Raw genomic sequence first — 22,229 nt, 5'->3', positions numbered from 1 at the left:
GTCAGACGCAGTTACCTACGTCCAACCCCCTAAGAACCGTGCATGCGAGTTTCCCAGCACACGGCTCAAGCCTCTGCTAAGGCGCCATTCGGCACCCGGTTATACATCGTTGACATTGGCAAATTGAACACTCCTTGGACAATACAGATGGTAAATCTCAAGATTAGCAACTGCATCCGTTCCACCATGACTTAGCTTCACAATATGACGGCTGTGCCATGGTGTATCTTTGGTGACTGGTTTAAGACAGGCGCAGCAGCGACCACCTTGTTTTAGCCACACCCGATACAGCTTGGCTCGCCCCTTTGCGGAGACCAGCATTCTTTTACCCCATCGGGATTCGAAGTACTCATCCCATGCGGGGTCATGAGGGTTAGCAGCAGCCTTGATCTTGATATGTCGCACAATTGGCGTGTCCGAGGCAGACACTAATGTGTATTGTCGCTTCCGACCATCAGCGGACTGTTCATCACATGAGAACACCCATCGACGCGCTCCTTGTACTTTGAAATACCGATCTTTGACCCATCGGAGTGTTTTGCGAGGGTGGCGACGTACCGCCCATCGCCAGAGCATTTCCCACACTGCGCTGTCTACCTGGTTGAAAACCTTCTTGGCAACGACATAACTATGATAGTTGGCCCAACCCCTTAGAATAGGGTTGAGCAAACCGATCAAAGTGGCCTGTCGTGTCGCTTTGTTTGCATTGATTAATGCTCGCAGCTTATCGAGATGAGCACTGATGTTTGCCTTTGACGGCTTGATCAGTAGCTTGCCATTGTACTTGCGTACGTTCCAGCCAAGAAAATCGAACCCGTTCCCTATGTGCGTGATTTTGGTCTTTTCCTGAGAGAGCACGAGACCGCGCTCCGCCAGAAATTCAACCACGGCAGGGCGAACTTCATTTTCGAGCCACTCTTTAGAATACCCCGTGATGATGAAATCATCCGCATACCGTACCAGTTGCAGCTTTTTGCCTGTCCATTTGGCGTTAGGGAACCTCTTCGCCAGCATCGTTTCCAGTCCGTCCAAGGTCATGTTGGCCAACACCGGGGAGATAATACCTCCTTGCGGTGTTCCGGAAAGACTGGGAAACAGCTTGCTTTGGTAGACGTAACCGGCTTTGAGCCATTTCCGTAGAATCACCTTGTCCATTGGGAGGTTGGCGATCATCCAGTCATGGCTGATATTGTCGAAACAGCCTTGAATGTCACCCTCTAGCACCCACTCCGCACTTACTTTTCTTGACAGCACACCAAAGCACTGTGCTGCAGCATCCGCGGTTGAGCGTTGCGGTCTGAATCCATAAGAGTTCCGATCAGCGGTGGTCTCCGCGATGGGTTCCAAAGCCAGCAGATGGAGCGCCTGCATGGCCCGGCATTTCATCGTGGGTATCCCGAGAGGTCTCATCTTGCCATTTTTCTTCGGAATAAGGACTCTCCGAAGCGGAAGGGGCGTGTAACCTCGCCTCTTCAACGACATCATCGCACCGGTCTTGGCCTTGGGTGTATTCCAAGTCACCTTGTCGACCCCAGCCGTGTTTTTGCCTTTGTTTTCAGACACTCGTTTTACGGCCAATGCTTTGCCACTAAACGAGTGAGTCAGCAGCCATTGCAAAGCTTTCGCCTTGTTATGCCTGCCGTCTTGTACCGCCTTCACAATACGCGCTTGCAGCCCTCTGACATGACGCTGTACAGCAATCCAATCGATGCTGTCCCACGATGTGCTGGAAGGTGCACACGCTGATACTGCTGCATTCATTTGCTCTCCCTCCATTAAAAGGGTTCTACACACTCTCTTGTGATGAGAGACCATAAGGACGTCAGCCCGCTTTCGCGTGGGGTAATGTTTCAACCTCTATCCAACCCATTACAGACTGGCATTCGCTTTTTCCTCGTTCCTTCGCCCGCATCACCATGGGCAGTTTTTGCAAACTGCTTTCCCAATGGGGGTAATACGGGATTTCCACGTTCCGCTTACTGAAGTACATCGGCTTAGGTGCCTGCTATCGACCGGGAGGCGTATGGGTCACGAATGCGTAGTAGAAAGACGCGATTCCCACCTCCATTACCGTTTTGGTTCGAGCGTATTAGCCATTTCCGCTCGTTCAATTTAACGATCGTTGCGCAGATTCACATGTGTTCACCATACCGATTATCTAGCCCTTGTCCGGCTATGGCTGCCAGAAGAGTACGCCTCTCACGATTGATACCCCGCACCTTACGGTGCCTCGTTACATTGTCGAAGGCGCTCTTTATTCAGCCTTCTAGATTCACCCGGTGACACGGGTGGTTCCCGCAGGGGGAACAACTTCATTAAGCGACTTCGTGTCGCACCTCTACCCAATTGTTGCATATCGGTAGATTGCCATCATCCAGATAGCGGCTTAAGGCTGGCCAACGCTTCAGAGTGTAATTGATAGCCTTGGCGGTGGGAGAACTCGATGGCACTGTCAGATGATGTTGGTTGAGCCATTCATATAGTTGTTGCATCACTGGTTGACTATGCTGTTGTCGGTATTCGCGGCGGTCTTCCGCTGTACCATCGGTCTTTTTCCTGAGTTCTGCTTCTATCGCATACAGTTTCTGAATCAGCACTAAGGCCTGTTCAGCAACCTGACTTTTCCCAGTTACATGCAGTTCATGGAATTTACGACGTGCATGGGCCATGCACCCCACCTCAATCACCTGGCCTGATTTAAAACGTGCTTTATAACCACTGTAATCATCACAGACTAGATAGCCCTGCCAGCCTTTCAAGAACTCTTCAGCATGCTGGCCTGAACGACTATCCTGAAAGTCATAGATCACCGCCTGAACTGGATTATACTGTGTGGTGGCATAGGCCCAGACATAACCTTTCTTCGGTTTTTTATTATTCTCACCCATCCGCATGATGGTGACCGGTGTTTCATCTGCATGCAGCACCCGCTGTTGCAGCACCACCTCTTTTAAGGCATTGGCCAGAGGTTCCAGTTCTACACCGCAGCGACCTATCCAGTCAGATAAAGTGGATCTGGACAGATCAATGCCAGCCCGCTGATAGATCAGGCGCTGACGGTACAGCGGCAAATGATCGGCATACTTCGATACCAGCACATGGCTGAGCAATTCAGGTGAAGCAATGCCTTTATCAATCACATAGGCGGGCATCGCTTGCTGAGTTAGAGTGTCACACTGATCACAGACCCATTTACCACGCACATGCTGTTCCTTATAGAACTGTGCCGGTCTGAAATGCAGTTTTTCACTGACATCTTCGCCGATACGACGGAGTTGGCAGCCACAAGCACATTGGGTTGATGCAGGTTCATGCTCAATACGGATGGTGTGTAGATGATCTGGCAGTGGTCGACGTTTAGGTTTATTGGTTTTGGCTTTCTGTGTCGCTGCATTGGTTTTATCTGCATTTAGCCGTTCCAGTTCTAGATCAACCGCGGCAATATCTTCTTCAACCGCTTCATCCCACAGATGGATTTGTTTTGCCGTTAAGTGTTCATTCTTTTGGGCGAATTTATGCTTTTTAAACAGCGCCAGTTCATGCTCGTATTTTTGATTGAGAATAGAAAGATGTTGAACTTTGGCATCCAATTGTTGGTTTGATTGTGCTAGAGACTGATGCTGCAGCGCCAACTGCCTGGTGAATTCCAGCAGTTGTTCATGGGTCAGTTGGCTTAAGTCAGGCAGCGTATTCATGACCGCAGTATGCCTGAGGTCATGAGAAGAATGAAATAGAACGTTTGGAGAATAGCAGAATGGTCGAGCCTGGTTTAAAGCATCGTCACCACCTGCTGTCGTCCAATGCGCTGCCAGGGCAAACCTTGGATCAGTGCCTGTAACTGTTCCGGGCTGAGGGCCACGGTTTCACCTTGGTGAACTTGAGCCCAGTGAAATTTGCCCTGTTCCAGCCGCCGGGCACACAGCCAGATGCCCAATCCATCATGTACCAGCACTTTCATGCGATGGCCACGTTTATTACAGAACAGGTAAGCACAATGCGGTTTGATGTAGCCAAAGGCTCTCACCACCTGAGCCATGGTCGTATCCATACCTGCACGCATGTCCATGGGCTGAGTAGACAACCAGATTTCATCAATGCGGATCATGTTGCAAGTGCCTTGAGTAATTCTGCCAAGGCAGGTATTTCTGATGTCTGCCATTTTAGCTGAATATCATTATTCGTATGAGGCACGGTGATACACAACGTGATCCTCTCATCAATAGGTTGGCTGATTGCAGCAGTGTAAGGCAAAGCAATAAATGCTGGATTCACATGAGTAGGATCCTGCACGGCACCCTCATGATGGCTGAAGATCCTGATCCAACGACTGACAAGGTTGGCATTAATACTATGTTGCAGTGCGACCGAAGCGATCGAGGTATTAGGATTTTTGCAGGCATTGACAATACTGAGTTTGAATTCTTTGCTGTATTTTCGGCGTTTTTTAGCAACAGGAGGTGTTGCTGAATATATATCCATGTTCATGGATTAAGTCCCCACTTGTTTTTAGGTGGGAACTAAATTAAGGCTTATAGGATCGCTTGGTAAGGCTGTGTTAGCCGGATGCTTACTAAAGATTAAACAAAAGTACTTAATGATCTTTCCTAGAAAAGATCCCTAAATTTTATAAATAACTACTTATATAAACCAGTAATGATCTCATCTCTATCAGATGGAAACAGGATTATTGGATTGTTGCATTTCAACATCTACCTCGATATGTGATATATCATAATCATGCATCCAAGGAGAATCACCATAAAAAGCCCCATTCAATTGGGAATAATTAATCAGCTCTTCACGGAAATAGTTGAAATACACCTGATCGACCTTGCCTGGATTTCTCCAGAATTTAGCCAATGGACGTTGGTTGGTCAATTTAGGTAAATTATAAAGTGCATACCCTAATACCTTGACAGGAATATGGTGATACAAAGCCTGAATACCTGTTGTACTATTTACTGCAACAAAACCCAGACTATTTTTTAATAGTGTAGGCAAATGAATATCACAAAAATAGTGAACACGTCCTTCGACATCGTGAGACTTCGCTAGCTTACGAATATAAGATGCATAATTACGATAGCCACGATCCATCGGATGATGTTTGAGCACCAGATGATGATAGGGATCTGCATGTTGCGCAAAATCCTGAATAACCATTTCAATGTACTTTTTCATGCATTTTAAATCAGAATGGGTGCGAATCTGAAAATCATTATGTACTTGTAGTGCAAAAACAAAATAACGTTTTTTATAGGCCTGTATAAATGCATTAAACCGCTTTTCCTCTACGAAAGAATTTTTAATCCGTCGCACACCCGACCAGACCCAATAATAAATTTCTGACCAGATACTCATCTGCCGATGATGTTTATAATGCGGGTATTTCCAGGAGAAAAGCAGCATAAATATATAATAGACCATGACACTGATCAGCATTGAACGATAACTATTATTGACTTCAGATACTTTTTTCACTTGGGTATTTTTAGGTTTTTTTGTTTTTAATTTTAAATGCGATAAGAAGTTGGAAAAGAAATTTACCCCATCTTGCTCAAACGTAATATAGTTCGGCCGAATATAGCCTTCTTCAAAAGCAAAAAAGTTAATTCGATGCTTTAAGGCAACTTTTTTTGCAGCTTGATGATACTTGCGGCAGTCTCCAAAACAGACCACTGCATCAATCTCTTGAGACAAAAGCAAGTCTTCGATCCAAGTCGAAAAATCGGCATACGTGCCGGTAAAATCAAAGTTGTATTCAAAAGAACGCGAAAAAAATTGATCTCCGCCGTTCAGGTTCACTTTAAAACATTGAATATCATGGTCTTTGAGCCAGGCAGAAAAACGATTAAAAAAGTTTCCCATCGGCCCCTGTAATAACAGAACCCGTTCAGAAAGCAATAAACGATTCACATGAACTGACATAAAGAAATTAACCTATTTTTTTCAACCTGTTATATAAATATAATAATACATGCTTATACTTATGATCTTGACCTACCGGTTGATCTAATTGACTTTTGATATAAGCAATTACATCCTCGGGACGAACCAAGGGAATACCTAATGCCTGAGTATGCGGTAAATTATATGTAGGATATTCTACTAGAGTTACATATAACAAAGTTTCTAAGGTTATATTTTTATTGTTGCGTCTTTGTGATGAATACAAGTCCTGTGTTAATCCCCAACCTGCATAAAATGGTAAACCATAACAATAAACTTTTAAGCCTCGAATCAAAGCCTCAAAGCCACTAAGTGAGGTTATGGTATGTACCTCATCACAAATTTCAAAACATTCTAAAATAGAGGTGTTCAATTCAATCTGGTTAGCATAGGTCAACATGTCTTGGTCGGAAATTTTCCCGATCCGTAGACCCGTTTGTACATCTGGATGGGGTTTATAGATAATATAACTGTCCGGATGATCTTGCCGCACCTTTTTCAGCAAATCCAGATTAGTTTTAATCCCGATTCCACCTAGCTGAATCGACATATCATCTTCAACCTGCCCCACTACCAATAGAATGCGTGAGTGCTGAGGGCGTTTTAATTGTCTTGATTCCCCTACATTGTATTTTGAAATATTTAGATCAATCAGTAATCTCTGCAAATGTTGTGCGCGCTGTATTTGTGAAGGATTTAACTCTATCCGACTGAGGAGCTGCTCAATACGTGATGGCTGTGTGGCATCATAATAAATCCCAATATCATCAAAAACTAAAGAGCATGGACGAATCAGCTTTGCTCCCAAACCAACAGAACGAATAAAACCATCTTCAACCGTTGTCACTTGTTTATAGTTTAAATCTTTTAACTGTTTGGCTTTTTTGCCCCATGCCAGAACATCAGCAGTTTTTTCAGGTTTGAAATAGCGTTGAAATTTCAGATTAAGCTTGGGAAAAGCAAAATAAGCTGCAATGAACTTTTTTTTCCAGGGGCTAAATCCATAGGCTGTATAGGATGGAGCTAGCCTTTGCTGAAATTGGATATTGGGAATTAACAACTCAAGGATTTCTTCTAGCTCACAACGCTGTGCTGTCACCGGATTAACATAACGGGCATATTGTAAATACGCACAGGCAAATAAATGCATTAAAGATTTAGTTTGAGAGCGCCTGCCATGCAGGATATGCAGGGGGGCATGCTGATCATCCGTAAGCCCCCAGCCCGCATACCACGGCACACCAAAACAGTGAACTTTTTTGCCACATAACAAGGCTTCGAAGCCCAGTTGTGAACTGACCACATAGACTTCGTCCATATGGCCCAATAATTCAATTGGATTATAAGCTTCCGTTAAGACCTGAATATTTGCAGGTGCAAAGTCTTGCGGTTGAAAATGTGATTGTGCTTTACCTGCCAATACGTCTGGATGGGTTTTAACCCAAATCGTCGCTTCTGGATGATCTAAACAAGCTTGTGCCAGCATGGTCTTAAAGGTTTCTGGCGTAGCACCTGCATATTTAATCGATTGATCGCCATAAGTTTGATCAATCACTAAGATATGTTGGGTATTTGGATTAAATTGAGCTGGATCTATGCTTTGGAATTTTTGATTATATTTGGTGATTTTATGACGCAGAATGGTCTGAATTGCGTGTTCAGCACGTAAGTTTAATTCTTCACTTTCAGGTTGAAAAATCAGTTGTTCCAAGTCTGAAGTCTGCAAGGCATCAAAATAAATTCCGGTTTCATCGACTACAAGAGAAAGAGGTGCGTAACCATCTTTACCTAAGCCGAGAGAACGGATAAATCCATCCTCTAAACAGAGCGCTTTTAAACCCTTTTTTTCGGCAAAAGCCTGAGCTTTAAAAAAGCTTTTTTTACGGCCCCACCCTAAAACTGAAAGAGAGTCAGATTGCAAAAAAATCTCAAGACTTGCTATCTTTAAAATACCAGAGGAAATACTAATATAGCTCATAAAGTAATCTTAACGAACAAAATCTATTTTCTCAGGCATGGCTGCATTAGCATAAACAGTATCGTAACTGTTATTCAGATGCCCGATATCTAGTGCTCTTTTTCCATTTTTATGTAATCTAGCTCCTAATACAGTTCCTGTAGGACCTAATGCTATAAGAAATATATCGACATCTAGAAGACTCATACACTCACTCAATATTTTATCTACGTGAGAATATGAGTTAATACTCTTACCATGAATAATTGAATAATCTTTAATATTATCAAAAAGTATATGATTATGATTAAATCTTGAATTTTCACCCGTTATGAAACAAACCTTTTTATTATTCCAAATTCTCTTCCACTTCTTTATTGAAGCTTCTCCATAGTTTAAAAATATTTCTGGTCTAGTTATCATAGCATCTCCTATGATCTTATTTTTAAGATAAAATTTTGTTAATGGCCAAAAATTTGACCAAAAATTTCTCCAAAACTCACTTTCAATCAACAAGGGAGGAAAACAAACTAAAAGACCATCAATATCTTTCTCACATAAATCTCTAAGCTCTTGCATAAGATAAGAGTTATGTTCCTGAAAGAAACAACCTTTAGTAGTTACCATACATTTAATTTCCCCATCCCCAAAACGTATCAAACTAAGGTTTTCTTTTTCGATAAGATCTAATGTGTCAAACATAGATAAATATTTATTCATTAGATTTTTTGAGAAATCTAAAAAAACTTTTGCTGATAGAGTAGATATTAGATAATTATTATTTTTTTCAATAGAATTATAACTATTATAACTATATTTTTGACTAATATAATATTCATTAAATAAGATTTTTTCCATAATAGTATTTAAGGCCAACTCTAAATTCAAACCATTAGAACCTAACCCTAAGCTATCTATATTTTTCTCCTTAGAAAAAATTAATTTTTTCTTAGGCAAAATACTCTTAAAAAGAATAGAAAGTATTTTTTGTGTTTCCAAATTTCTGGAAATTATAAAAATATCTTGATTCAAATCAATATCCAAACCAAAATATAAATAATCATCTTTTACATCAATATAAACAATATCCTTAAAAATATCTATTTTAAAAATATAAATATTTCCCTTTAAAATTTTTTCAATATTTTCTTTCAAATCCTTAGTAGTCATACCCTCTCCCTAGAAAAGTTTAATACTAAAATTAATCTATAGGCTATATTATTCATATATAAAAATAAATATGAATAACATAGCCATATTAAAAATATTATATTCTTTTCTTAATAAAATCCACCACAAAAGCTTTTGGATCTCTCTGAAGCTTTTTCACCTTTTTCATAAAAATTGATGTCTGCTCAGCAGTTACATTAATATTTTTTAAGGGCTTTTTCTCATTTTTATCTTTAATAGATGAGTTTTTACGGTTCTCTACTCTTAACATAGCATTTAAATAACTTCTATTATTATAGCTAAAAAGGGGATTTAAACCAGAAAACCATGTTTTTCCTTTAAAGTTAAAAAACTCGACATTAATATAATCGTAGGCATGTGATTTTCTATTATCAAACTCTTTAATAATATCTTTTGCAGTAAACCAACTATATTTTTCTGTAATCAACCAGTTAAACAATCTTATAGTTTTACTTTCATTTAAATCAAATACTTCATTAGTATATAAGTCTTTAATAATAATCTCCAGACTTTCTATCTGCTTAGTCAATGTACCATTAAAACTATAATATGCATTACCAACAGTATAAACAGGTTTATTATGTGCAAGCGCTAACAACCCCACGCCTGAATTATATAAAAGAACAGCATTTACACAATCTATTACAGCATGTATATTCTCATTATTTAAATTGGTTACATTTTCATAATTAAATCTATTAGCTTTTTTATCTAATGGGTGTGGCTTAATGACAAATTGGATATTTTTATTTTTAATTATAGTATTTTCTAATTCATCTAAAAACTCGTCATATTTTAAATAACCTTCATTAAAAAATGTAACAGCCATATCATCATTAAGTTGAAGAGGAATAAAAATAGATTGTTTAAATTTGAGTATTTCTATGCTTGGTTTAGAAATCGTTTCATCATAAGTCTCCATTGACTCTAAAGTATGAGACCCTGTTACTAAACTATTTATATAGTTTTTTGTTAAAAAAATATCTTCTTCACTTAGTTCTTTATCTAATATTTTTGTATTTTTAAAGTCATTATCATCATAACTAACTTGGTTAGCATAATAGATAGAGTTTGGCAGACCTCCTCGCTCTACAACTGAAACCTCTACACCATTTTTCTTTGCAAAATCAAATAAATCCTTATATTTATTATGACTTTTCATATATGGATTAAACATACATAAAAAATCAACTTTGCCTTCAGAAATAAGCTTATAACCTTCGACAATTTCTTCCAAATTATTCCTTGATAAAACTTTTAAATTATAACCAAGATATTTTAATGGTAAAAAATATCTCCAGTTTTTATAGTCATTCATTAAGCAAAGACAGTTTTTATCTTTAATTAAATAATCAGCTTCTAATACCTTTTCCTCTTTTTCAATATAAGCTGAAATCACTTCATTAAATTTCTCTCTCTTCCAGTCATTGTTATTAGTCCAATAACCATTATTTTTTGGTTTTGGATGCCATAAATGGTAAGCTTTATATCCTAGACTTTCATTAGAAAACATCACAGCTTCAATATATCTTCTGAAACCTGAATAATTTTTATCTCCCCAAAAAGAATCTTTTAATGGACCATAAAAGTCTTTATTTAATTGTTCTGGCTTAGGGATATCTGAGCAGATCAACCCAATTCTTAACATTAAATCAAAATCTTCTGAACCATGCCCTCTAAATTTGTCACAGTATCCTCCTATTAAATTAAATAGTTCCTTAGTCATGAAAAATACATTACTATAGCTTGTATAGAATTCTATATCTTTTCCATATTCAGCTTTAGAAACAAAATAATCTAACTCTTTGATAAAACTTACTTTATCTTCACTATTCCAAAATTTATTTGTTTCATTTTCCTCTAAATGACATATTGACATTGTTAAAAATCTTTTTGGATAAATATGCATTTTTAATTGTTCTGCATCTTTCGCTAAATTAGCAAAAATATTTTTATCAAATACAAAATCTATATCAGATAAAAGAAAATATTTAGTTTTTACATTATTAACAGCAATATTACGTGCTTTAGCTAGTGAAAATTCCTCTCTATCATTCTCAAAAATATAATTTGCTCCATATTTTTCACAAATATTTTTAATCTCTGTAGCAAAAAAATCCTCAGAGCCAAAATCTACAACATTAATTTCCGGCTGTGGACTATAATAACTTAAGCAAAACTCTAATCTTTCTAAAATCCAAGGGGTAATATCACTTACTCTTATACATAAACAATAGGTAATATCTTTAGGTGTTACAGATATATTTTCTTTTACGAAAAAACTTTCTAATTGTGTTATCACTTAAACTTCCTCATTCTTATAAATCTAAAGCAACTTTCGCCGCTACTGCAATTTGATACAACACTTGAGTAATACCACGCGTTAACTCAATACCCTTAGTCTGCGCTTTAGGCAAGACTAAAATCTCATCACCTTGCTTAATTTTTTCGCCTTTACGCACCAGTTCAGCCTTACCATTTTGTCGAATCACAATCACTTTGGATTTATTCGATTTTTGGCTAAAACCACCGACCTGCTCAATATAGTTTTTGGCACTTAAACCATTTCTATATTCAATACCATTTGGGAAAGCAACTTCACCATGCACCATGACCACAGAGGTTTTTTCAGGAATATATAAAATATCTCCCTGTTCCAAAATTACATTTTGGAAAGTGTCTGGATTCAGCACCACCTGTCCCTTAGGTTCAACTTGACGTGCTTTAGCAATGAATTGTTTTACCAGTTCAGCATCACGCAAACGTAAAGCTGCTTCTTCCTGTGTGCTTGAACGGGCATTAAATGTTGTTTCTTCCAGTTTATCCAAGGCAATATTCAGCATCTCTTTTTGCCGCTTGGCCACAGAAGGACGGAACAATTGCAAAGATTCCACTTCCGCTAAAGCATTCGGTTGCAGTTGTGTCAATACATCACTCAGTTTGGCACCATAAGGCAGGACTACAGCATGTGCCCCATTGTGCGCTCCATCAACACGCACCTGAATGGTACCCGCATAGCGGTCAGCCGTAACGGTGACAATATCGCCATCTTCTACCATTACATTACGCGCTTGATTCAGCGAGTAATATTCACTTCTATACTCTGCACCTTGTCGACGCTGAATACTGACATTGGTTGCCCCTGGCTTAAGCTTGGCAAATGCCAATGCTTGTGCCAGCGTGACTGCGGGCGAGTTAAACTCGAAATCATTCTGGTTATAGACTTCACCAGAGACATTAAAGGTATGGGTGCGCTGTCCTACCACAATCACATCCCCATCTCGAAAAGAGAAAGGGCGAATTTGACCTTGTAACAGGAATTCATATAAGTCGACCTGCTGAATTGTTTGGCCATTTCGCATGACTTTAATATCAATATAACTGCCACGCTCTGGATCCACCCCACCCGCACGATCCAAATAAGCAATCACACTATCATTCGCCACACCACCATAATTACCAGGTTGATTGACAAAACCAGTCACCATGACTTTGACAGGCTGAGCTTGCTCAAGGGCTGCATATACCCCCACATTAGAGACATAAATACGGCGTACTTGTGCTTCAACCACCGACTGTAGACTGCCATTCCGAACACCTGCTACTTTGACCGGTCCGACATTCGGAATAAAAATATTGCCTTGTGGATCGACGCTTTGAGTGCCGTTAAACTGATAGGCACCCCAGAGGCGTAAATTAATATTATCGCCCGGATTTATTTGATAACTACTATTGAAGGTCGATCCCGCAGTTGAGGCAAAAGCCCCTTTAAAAAGCTGCGAACCAAACATCTTGTTTTGAATTGGATATTTCATTGAGCTACTTGGAGAAAGCTCAACCACAGACTGGCTGTTTAACAGGGCAGTACTGTTAGCACTTGCTGTATCGAAATTTCCGCCACTGAAGGTCTGAGATACTTCGCTTGGCAATAAACTTGGATCAAATGCATAACCAGCCGTCGCACAGGCCAATGATAAAACTGATAATAACGCAATTTTTTTCATAATTTATTCTCTGTGCTCACGGATAATCGAATGGATCAGCAATCCAATACCAAAAATAATATTCAACAAAATAAATGAAGTTAGACTGATATAGACTTTACGCGGATATAAAGCATCCTGGGCTAAACGCGGTGTCGCAATCACCACCAATTTCTTGAGCTTACGTGAGGCTTCTAATCGAGCTTTTTCTAAAGAGACCAAAGAGATTTTATAAAGATCAGCTGCAAATTCAACCTGCGCTTTCAGGGCTTCAAAGTCCGCTACATTTTTATTCAATTTTAAATTATTTGGTGAAGTCAGTTTTGAACTTTCAGTATTAATTTGCTGTTGCAAGGCTGCGATTTGACTCCGTAACGCCACCACTTGAGGTGCTTCAGGCGTCAAATAACTAAGTAAAGTGCGCTCTTCAGTTTTCAATTGTGCCAAACTACTCTGTAAACCTGCAATCAGTGTAGCCACCGCTTTGGCTTGTAATTCGGGATCAAAGATTTCATTTTCATTTTGGTACTGGAGTACCGCCTGACGAGCCTCATCTAACTGCGCTGTTGCTTCTGTATATTGTTTCTCTGCAAATACTTGTTGCTCTTGCGCAATGGTCTGGGAAATTTCATTGATAAACTCATCACTTTGCTTTAATACTTCTTGATTGAGTTTCAGTGAGAACTCTGGCGAAAATCCCTGAGCATGCACATGTAGCATCATGGTTTGCTCATCAAGTTCGACTTTAATCATTTTATTAAAATATTCGACCAAGTCTTCGATTGAGGCATCTTGAGGTAGTGCAAAGATTGGGTCACTGACCGATGAAAATTCTTTGCGCAGATTCAGCGTTTGATCCAGCCTCTCGATCATATCGCGAGAACCAATATACTCTTTCAGAATTTGAGAGTCTTCACGACTGGTATTGGGCACGCCCAACAAAGCGCCTATTCCTGCAGTATCAGCCACTGGCGTATCTGCCACCTGCTTCACCAACAGTATCGAAGAAGACTGAAAACGGTCTTTCGCAAAGGCAAAAAGATAAAAAACAATAATCAATACCGGAATAAGAACACAGCAGGTATAGGCAATCCAAAGCCGCTTATTTATTTTAGCTTGCATACGCTTTATATACCCCTACTGCATCTTGCACATTATCAAAATATTCTGCTTTACCATCCCGCACCAAGAAAGCGACATCACAATTGCGGGTCAAGTCTTTTAAGTCATGAGAAACCATAATAATATTTGCATTTTCTTTAAGTTCGTCGAGTAAAGCCTGACTCTTTTTTCGAAAAGAAGCATCCCCTACCGCACCGGCTTCATCGAGCAAATAATAATCAAAATTAAAGGCCATACTCAATCCGAACCCGATCCGGCTACGCATACCACTCGAGTAACTTTTCATTGGCATATCAAAGTATTTACCAATTTCAGCAAACTCTTCAACAAAATTTACCACATGTTCAACTTCATCATGACTATTTACATAAAGTCTGGCGACAAAACGAACATTCTGTCTGGCTGTTAGGCTGCCTTGAAAGCCACCTGACAACGCGACTGGCCAGGAAATGGTTTTATTAGTAACTACCCTTCCAGAATCAGCATAGTCAATTCCTCCAATAACCCGGAGCAAGGTACTCTTGCCGGCACCATTTTTTCCTAAAAGGGCCACACTTTTGTTTTCAGGTAAAATCGCATTTAAATCTTTAAATACATAATGCCGACCTTTAGGCGTTGCGTATGATTTGGTTAAATTTTTGAGTTCAATCATTTCGATTTCACCATACGGCGTTCAAAGCGCTTATACAGAAGTAAACCTATAAATAAAGAAATAATCATCCATATCATGAAGTAACTTAAACTAATTCCTGGCACTAAACTATAAGTAGGCGCAACCGCATGGCGCATTAACTCAAAGATATGAATCAAGGGGTTGAATAATAAATATTCGCGATATTCCACTGGAATAATATGAATGGAATATAAAATACCCGATAAAAAATAAAGAATTAAAAAGAATACTGAAAGAAATTTCCCTATTTCTTTTGAAAAATCGCCAATCACAATAAAAATAAGACTACACGCCAACATGAATATAAATAAGAGCATCCAATAGCCTAGAAGTTGTGGAATTTGTTCAAAACTGATGTGATAGCCAAACCATACAAAGGCTGCAGTAAAAGCAATATAAGCAGTAAATTTAAGCAAAAACTCAAGAATATTACGCGCAAGTAAAGCATCGATCGGTTTGACTGGGCGATAGCTAAACAAACCCCGATTGGATTCAGTGGCACTGATCCCCAAAGTCACTCCCGTTCTAAACATAAAGAAAGGAATAATGCCATTAATTAAAAAAACAGCATAATCCATCCCCGGTAGTGTTCTTTGCATGACGGTCCCAAAAAGTACCACCATGATCCCAATAGTCAATAAAGGCTCTAAAAAAACCCATAAATAGCCTAGACGGTATTGACCAAAGCGGGTTTGTAATTCCCGAAGCAACAATGCACGTATCGATGCATACATCACTTGTAAACCACCACGCGCTTTCAATCGCGGTAGTTTTCTTAATGGCATCTGATGCTGTGGTTCCATGACGATGACTTGTAAATTTATTATGTAAAATTTTCACTATCATACAGCGATCAATAAAGAGAAGAAAGTTAAACCCCCAGTAAATAAACCAGCCTATACTTAAGTGGTAGACAGCAGAATGAGAAAAAAATTCAATCACTGCTTTATTTAATATGAGCTTTTTTGTCCATATTCAAGGCCGATCCAGTGTTCTAAGTTCAAAACGTTTCTTATTTACTGGTCAGAACAGCAGGATCTGCTGCACACTTTTTACCTACTTTTTTCCAGGGATTATTTCGCTGATAGCGTTTTTCCAGGAAATCCAGACTTGCCCAATACCAAGGCACTAAATTTGATTTCAAAATGGGCAAAGCAAGCGGATCACAACCCAACCAAGGTATAAATGGATTTCGACGAGCATAGGCCCATAGCTCGATCCGCACTGAAGCTTTGAGACTCTTGGCTCTGGCATGAAAACCATAGGTATCTGCAACCACCAGTGTATTTGCTTTCACCGCAAAAGCCTGCGGTTTGGCATAGCCTAATTCAAGTACTTCTTTTTCAGATATCCGGAAAGAACCTCGACGCGTCATGGCATCCGTTTTTACAGTAATTGACTCAGATTTTTGTTGTTCCCAGTTCAATCGTGCAGGATTTAACTGATGCGAGCCGGGCACATAAACGAAAGGACCTTCATCCTCAGTAACATCTTCTAGAAATAACCAGGCCTTTGCACTGGAGTGAAAAGTATCACTATGTAAATTCGTTTGAGGATCTGCTTTGGCCTTTCTGACATGCGAAAATATGACTTGTAGGTAAGAGATGGGCTGAACTTTAAAACTGGCAACGTAATTCAGCAGGTTTCGCCATTCATCTGAATGTAGGAATTGTTGGGTGACGGGCATGTAATTCAAGGTTTTGCCATCTAATGCCATACGGCGAGTCACCGTATCCCCTTGTAGGGTTTCCCGTGTTTCTAGCGGAGTCGTCAATAATTCTTGTTTTAATTGCGCGAACTCTTCTGTAGCTAAAAAATTTTCTCTGAATATAAATCCATTTTTTTGAAAACTTTCAACATCTGCGGGAGGAATAAACTTCGCTAACTTTGATCTGCGTTGGGCTGCCATTTGTGCAGCAAACTGTACCCGAAACCGATGCAAACCCAATTGATTTAATTTGGAATTCCCTAATATAGAATTCGCTTCGAAGGATTTGGACTGTGTAAGCAAAGCCATACTATCTAATATACATTTTACTGGAGATTGAACCAATATCTTGCCCAACTCCTGAGCTGCAGCTATTTTTTTTTGTTTTTGCTGATCTAGTTTTTTAATATTTTCAAAAACATCTTTTTTAAAGAAATTCAATTGGATTAACCCTGTTCTGTATTTGATCAATATTTCAAAAAATTATAACCAAAAACAAACTCTCCCGGTAATACTTCTGTTCAATCATTTTCCACCCTAACCAGTAATCATAAAAAACAGTGTTTTTAAAATCTAGAAGATGTTTAAAAAGCCCTCATCAAAAGATCAGGGCTTTTTATATTTCACCAACGCATCAGATGAACTCAAGCTAGCAAACCACTAGCCATAATACAGAGTCCATCTTGAATATAATTAAAAGGTAATTCGCTGATAGTCACGGTATTGCGGTGTCCAGAAATTATGCTCTATTGCTAGCTGTAATTCTTCTACACTGATTTTCGGTGCTACCCCATCTTCAATCGCAGCAAGCGCCACTTTTAATGCAATCTGCTTCGAAATTGACTGTAAACAATCCAGATTCGGCAATAAATCTGCCTGAGGATCTTTCAGTTTCGGAGAACAGTCCGCCAAGGCATTACTCGAGGCCATCAGCATATTATCCGTGACACGTTTTGCACCTGAAGCAACTACACCCAAACCGATACCCGGGAAAATATAAGAGTTATTGCATTGGGAAATATGATGAATCTGCCCCTGATAATTCACTGGTGCAAATGGGCTACCCGTCGCAATCAATGCTCTGCCATTGGTCCATTGCAAGATATCTGCCGGAACAGCTTCTACGCGGGAAGTCGGATTGGATAAAGGGAAAATAATCGGCTGCACACTGTTTTCAGCCATGGCTTCAATCACTTCCTGAGTGAATAGACCTGGCTGTCCAGATACGCCTATCAGTACCGTCGGTTTGGCACGCTTAACTACATCTAGCAGAGAAATCATGCTCTCAGCATCTGCCCAGCTTTCTACATTTTCAAGAGGCTGTGCCAGTTTGCGCTGAAAGTCCAGTAAATTCGGCTGATTTTCTGTGATCAGACCAAAGCGGTCGACCATAAACACGCGTGCACGCGCTTCAGCATCACTTAAACCCTCAGCAACCATTTGCTTAATGATCTGTTCTGCAATCCCGCAACCAGCTGAACCAGCACCCAGGAAAGTCACCACCTGATCTTTGAGCTGTTTACCTGCTGCACGCGAAGCAGCAATCAGGCTGCCGACAGACACTGCTGCGGTGCCCTGAATATCATCATTAAAACAACAGATTCGATCACGATATTTTTCCAGCAAAGGCATGGCATTTTTCTGTGCAAAGTCTTCAAACTGAATTAAGGCATCTGGCCAGCGCTGTTGAATCGCCTGAATCACCGTCTCGACAAAAGCATAGTATTCATCGCCGCTGATTCGCGGTTCACGCCAGCCCATATAGATCGGGTCATTCAACAATTGCTGATTATTGGTACCGACATCAAGAGTAATCGGCAAGGTATAGGCTGGACTGATCCCGCCACATGCGGTGTAGAGTGCCAGTTTTCCAATGGGAATCCCCATACCACCAATGCCCTGATCTCCAAGACCCAAAATGCGCTCACCATCTGTGATTACAATCACTTTCACGTTCTTTTTGTTGATATTGTGAATAATCTGGTCGATCTGATCACGGTCAGGATAGGAAATAAAGATCCCACGATGACGGCGATAAATATCAGAAAAGCGCTGACATGCCTCACCCACAGTCGGGGTATAGATAATCGGCATCATCTCGCTGAGGTGATTTTCAATCAGATGGTAAAACAGGGTCTCATTGGTATCTTGAATATTCCGCAAATAAATATGCTTGTTAATATCACTGCTAAAAGCACAATACTGCTGATAAGAACGCTGACTTTGCTCCTCAATCGTCTCGGTGACATGAGGAATCAAGCCATGCAAATTAAAGCTTCTACGCTCTTCTTCAGAAAATGCAGAGCCTTTATTGAGTAGTGGGAGTTCTAGCAGAGTATTTCCAGCATAAGGAATATATAAAGGGCGTTTACTGTTCAAATTTTCTCTGGGCATTATTTAACTCATCTAATCAATCTTCGGCAGTTCTGCCAAAATAATGACATCACTCTCGTTATTTTATATAGCTTATCCTGATTTTAGCCTCTTGGGTCATTTAGCAAATTTATAATACTTGTAGCAGGATTTTATAATCTGATAACACTCATTTTCAGCCTAAGTTTTGGATAGTTTCTAAAATTAACCCGTATTCGTATTTTTAATTTAAATCGGCCGCAAGATCTGTTTGACAAAAAACCTCAGCTCATCAAGGATAAAGCATAAATTTAATAAGATGAACGAGTATAAAAATGAGTGAACTGCAACCGCTTTATCAGCCCGATATTTTGGGAACAGGCTATGAGCAAGCGACCTTAAACTTTCCCGATGATTATGAGGGCAAAGTCGTAGCAACCCTGATCCGTAAAAAAGCAGCCCAATCCACAAAAAAAGCAGTTTTATATATTCACGGCTTTATCGATTATTTTTTTCAGACCGAAATGGCAGAGCGCTTTAATCAGCATGGTTTTGATTTTTATGCGCTGGATTTGAGAAAATACGGCCGTTCGATTCTGCCGCATCAAAAATATTATAACGTGTATGACCTGTCTGAATATGATGCCGAAATCACCCAGGCACTGGATATTATCGCAGCCGAAGGTCATGATGCGGCCCTGCTCTGCGGTCATTCTACCGGCGGCCTGACCACGACCTTGTATGCGGCACATCATCCGCAGCATCCTTTAATCAAAGCACTTTGGGTCAATAGTCCATTTTATGACTTCAACATGAATCCGATCAAACGCGCGCTCGGCATCCCGCAATTGAGCAGACTGGCCAAAATTTTTCCCAACCTTAAATTCCCAAGCGAGCTGAATAAGTGGTATGCCACCAGCCTGCATAAGGATTTAAAAGGCGAATGGGACTTCAGTCTGGACTGGAAAAAGACCCGCTACCCGATGGTTCGGATCAGTTTTATTCGTGCCATTCATGAGGCACAGAAAGAAATTCATCGCGGTGTTCAGCTCGATGTTCCGGTACTGATCATGCATTCACATCAGACTTTATATCCTAAAAAATGGGGCAAAGCGGCGCAGAGCAGTGATGTAATTCTAGGCATTAAAGACATTCAAAAATATGCCAAAAAAATCAAAGGCGATGTCACGGTTCAAAGTATCCAGAACGGTTTACATGACCTGGTGCTTTCAGAGCAGTCTGTGCGTGAGCAGGTTTATCAGCAACTGTTTCAATGGCTGCATGACAAAGGGATTTAGATAAACGCGGAAGGAGAAATGAAACTTACCCCTCATTTCTCCTGCTTGGCTTCTTTTAAATCCTGACTAGGTCGAAATGTAATCAAGTACATTGAAAATATGCCAATCTTTCGATGGTGTATAAATGTTATAAACTCTTGTTTTTAAAATTAAGGCTTTAGAATTTATAAATTTTATTTTTCTGCTGCTTGTCTCAAAATATTGTCTTTTGTAGCAAGCCTGTAAACAAACAACCGCCCGTCTTTTTCCCTCTTTATAGTAGAGCTGAATGCAGAAGCGCCTATATTTTTTGATCGGCAACATGCGCTCGACCTGCACCACTAACAATCATATAAAGGAATAGATTATGCGTTATGCAGACCCCAATACTGACGGTTCAAAAATTCAATTTAAAGCACAATACGATAATTTTATTGGCGGCGAATGGGTCGCCCCGGTCAAAGGCGAATACTTTGACAATATCTCTCCGGTAGATGGCAAGGTCTTTACCAAAGTGCCGCGCTCTTCTGTAGAAGACATTGAATTGGCGCTTGATTCAGCACACAAAGCCAAGGAACAATGGAACCGGTCATCTCCAACCACCCGCTCCAATATCTTGCTGAAAATTGCAGATCGTCTGGAACAAAATCTGGAACTGTTGGCGGTGGCAGAAACCTGGGACAATGGCAAACCGGTCCGTGAAACGCTGGCTGCAGATATTCCGCTGGCCATTGACCATTTCCGTTATTTTGCCGGCTGTATCCGTGCGCAGGAAGGCGGCATTTCCGAAATTGATGAAGATACCATCGCCTACCATTTTCATGAACCGTTGGGCGTCGTGGGTCAGATTATCCCGTGGAACTTCCCGATTCTGATGGCCGCCTGGAAACTCGCGCCTGCCCTGGCTGCGGGTAATTGTATTGTGTTAAAACCTGCGGAACAGACTCCAGTCAGTATTCTGGTGCTGGCTGAACTGATTCAGGATATTTTACCGCCGGGCGTGTTGAATATCGTCAATGGCTACGGTGTCGAAGTTGGCCGTCCACTGGCAACCAATCCCCGTATTGCCAAGATTGCCTTTACCGGCTCGACCGCAGTGGGTCAGATGATCATGCAATATGCGACTGAAAATATTATTCCGGTGACTCTGGAACTTGGCGGTAAATCACCGAATCTGTTCTTTGCCGACATCATGGATCAGGAAGACGATTATCTGGACAAAGCGCTGGAAGGTTTTGCCATGTTTGCCCTGAACCAGGGTGAAATCTGCACCTGTCCATCGCGTGCGCTGATCCAGGAAAGTATTGCTGACGAATTTCTGGCGCGTGCCGTTGAACGGGTGAAACGGATTAAAACCGGGCATCCGCTGGATACTGACACCATGATTGGCGCGCAAGCCTCACAGGAACAGCAGGACAAGATTCTGGGCTGTATTGCCACTGGTCGTGAAGAAGGCGCACAGATCCTGACTGGTGGTGAAGCACGTCAGGAAGTGGGGCAAGGTTTCTATATTGAGCCGACTATCTTTAAAGGCACCAATGACATGAAGACCTTCCAGGAAGAAATCTTCGGGCCTGTACTGGCTGTGACCACCTTTAAAGACTTCGATGACGCGATCAAGATCGCCAACGATACGATTTACGGACTCGGCGCCGGGGTCTGGTCGCGTTCCGCACATACCTCTTATCGAGCTGGCCGTGCCATTCAGGCTGGTCGGGTCTGGACCAACTGTTATCACATCTACCCTGCGCATGCAGCTTTCGGCGGTTATAAAAAATCAGGCATTGGACGTGAGAATCACAGAATGATGCTGGATCATTATCAACAAACCAAAAATCTGTTGGTGAGCTATTCAACCAAACCGGCAGGTTTTTTCTAATCAATCTGATGATTAAAAGCGGGCTTCGGTCCGCTTTTAACCTGATATTTTTTAAAAATTTTAATACTAGGTAAAATTTTCCAGCATTGTTCGTCTAGAATTCCCTTGAATGACTGACAATAAATTAAAATACTTTCT

General features: G+C 40.5%; 15 protein-coding genes and 1 pseudogene. 2 read left to right on the top strand and 14 right to left on the bottom strand.

Features of this window, described 5'->3' with window-relative positions; genetic code table 11:
- Positions 1–99: 99 nt before the first annotated feature.
- The 14 genes and pseudogenes from ltrA to ACNPNW_RS04355 all read right to left on the bottom strand — a co-directional run bounded on the left by ltrA (position 100) and on the right by ACNPNW_RS04355 (position 18,977).
- Positions 100–1,761 carry a group II intron reverse transcriptase/maturase gene (gene ltrA / locus ACNPNW_RS04420; RefSeq protein ID WP_448766592.1) on the bottom strand — a complete coding sequence of 554 codons (1,662 nt, stop codon included), beginning with the start codon at positions 1,759–1,761 and terminating at the stop codon, positions 100–102.
- Between the two features lie 575 nt (positions 1,762–2,336).
- Positions 2,337–3,695 (bottom strand): annotated as a pseudogene (locus tag ACNPNW_RS04415) (IS66-like element ISAba25 family transposase); the annotation flags it as partial.
- Positions 3,696–3,769: 74 nt separating this feature from the next.
- A complete protein-coding gene (gene tnpB, locus ACNPNW_RS04410; RefSeq protein WP_000618091.1) occupies positions 3,770–4,105 on the bottom strand; it encodes an IS66 family insertion sequence element accessory protein TnpB in 336 nt (111 codons plus the stop codon).
- Positions 4,102–4,485: a transposase gene (locus tag ACNPNW_RS04405; protein WP_001055585.1), complete on the bottom strand. Its 384-nt coding sequence runs from the start codon at positions 4,483–4,485 to the stop codon at positions 4,102–4,104. Before ACNPNW_RS04405 ends, tnpB begins: the two co-directional genes overlap by 4 nt.
- 183 nt (positions 4,486–4,668) lie before the next feature.
- The gene (locus ACNPNW_RS04400; protein ID WP_448766591.1) at positions 4,669–5,928 is read right to left on the bottom strand and encodes a capsule polysaccharide biogenesis protein; all 1,260 of its coding nucleotides are present in this window, start codon (positions 5,926–5,928) and stop codon (positions 4,669–4,671) included.
- Between the two features lie 7 nt (positions 5,929–5,935).
- On the bottom strand, positions 5,936–7,870 hold the full coding sequence (locus tag ACNPNW_RS04395; protein WP_448766590.1) for a capsule polysaccharide biogenesis protein: 1,935 nt from the start codon (positions 7,868–7,870) through the stop codon (positions 5,936–5,938).
- A gap of 66 nt (positions 7,871–7,936) precedes the next feature.
- Entirely contained in the window at positions 7,937–9,076 is a 1,140-nt protein-coding gene (locus ACNPNW_RS04390; protein WP_423853417.1) for a GT-D fold domain-containing glycosyltransferase, read from the bottom strand.
- Positions 9,077–9,173: 97 nt separating this feature from the next.
- A complete protein-coding gene (locus tag ACNPNW_RS04385) occupies positions 9,174–11,399 on the bottom strand; it encodes a capsular polysaccharide export protein, LipB/KpsS family (protein WP_448766589.1) in 2,226 nt (741 codons plus the stop codon).
- A gap of 16 nt (positions 11,400–11,415) precedes the next feature.
- Positions 11,416–13,101, bottom strand: a complete 1,686-nt coding sequence (locus tag ACNPNW_RS04380) for a polysaccharide biosynthesis/export family protein (RefSeq protein ID WP_448766588.1) — start codon at positions 13,099–13,101, stop codon at positions 11,416–11,418.
- A 3-nt stretch (positions 13,102–13,104) separates the two neighbouring features.
- Positions 13,105–14,202: a KpsE/RkpR family capsule polysaccharide export protein gene (locus ACNPNW_RS04375; RefSeq protein WP_219307708.1), complete on the bottom strand. Its 1,098-nt coding sequence runs from the start codon at positions 14,200–14,202 to the stop codon at positions 13,105–13,107.
- The gene (locus ACNPNW_RS04370) at positions 14,192–14,854 is read right to left on the bottom strand and encodes an ABC transporter ATP-binding protein (RefSeq protein ID WP_448766587.1); all 663 of its coding nucleotides are present in this window, start codon (positions 14,852–14,854) and stop codon (positions 14,192–14,194) included. The genes ACNPNW_RS04375 and ACNPNW_RS04370 overlap by 11 nt, the downstream gene beginning before the upstream one ends.
- Positions 14,851–15,678 (bottom strand): ABC transporter permease, encoded by an 828-nt coding sequence (locus tag ACNPNW_RS04365; RefSeq protein WP_448766586.1) that lies wholly within the window; start codon positions 15,676–15,678, stop codon positions 14,851–14,853. Before ACNPNW_RS04365 ends, ACNPNW_RS04370 begins: the two co-directional genes overlap by 4 nt.
- Before the next feature lie 209 nt (positions 15,679–15,887).
- A complete protein-coding gene (locus ACNPNW_RS04360) occupies positions 15,888–16,892 on the bottom strand; it encodes a phytanoyl-CoA dioxygenase family protein (RefSeq protein ID WP_448766585.1) in 1,005 nt (334 codons plus the stop codon).
- A 384-nt stretch (positions 16,893–17,276) separates the two neighbouring features.
- Positions 17,277–18,977: an NAD-dependent malic enzyme gene (locus ACNPNW_RS04355; RefSeq protein WP_253173810.1), complete on the bottom strand. Its 1,701-nt coding sequence runs from the start codon at positions 18,975–18,977 to the stop codon at positions 17,277–17,279.
- 293 nt (positions 18,978–19,270) lie between these two features.
- Here ACNPNW_RS04355 and ACNPNW_RS04350 point away from each other — a divergent pair, with 293 nt between their 5' ends.
- Together ACNPNW_RS04350 and exaC are read left to right on the top strand one after the other, a co-directional pair.
- A complete protein-coding gene (locus ACNPNW_RS04350; protein WP_448766584.1) occupies positions 19,271–20,233 on the top strand; it encodes an alpha/beta hydrolase in 963 nt (320 codons plus the stop codon).
- Between the two features lie 346 nt (positions 20,234–20,579).
- Complete coding sequence (exaC, locus tag ACNPNW_RS04345) at positions 20,580–22,091, top strand: acetaldehyde dehydrogenase ExaC (RefSeq protein WP_448766583.1); 1,512 nt, start codon at positions 20,580–20,582, stop codon at positions 22,089–22,091.
- The last annotated feature ends 138 nt before the right edge of the window (positions 22,092–22,229 follow it).

It is taken from the genome of Acinetobacter endophylla (genome assembly GCF_053543775.1).
The sequence above is the reverse complement of the archived record's forward strand: the minus strand, read 5'-3'. Positions and strand labels throughout refer to the sequence as shown.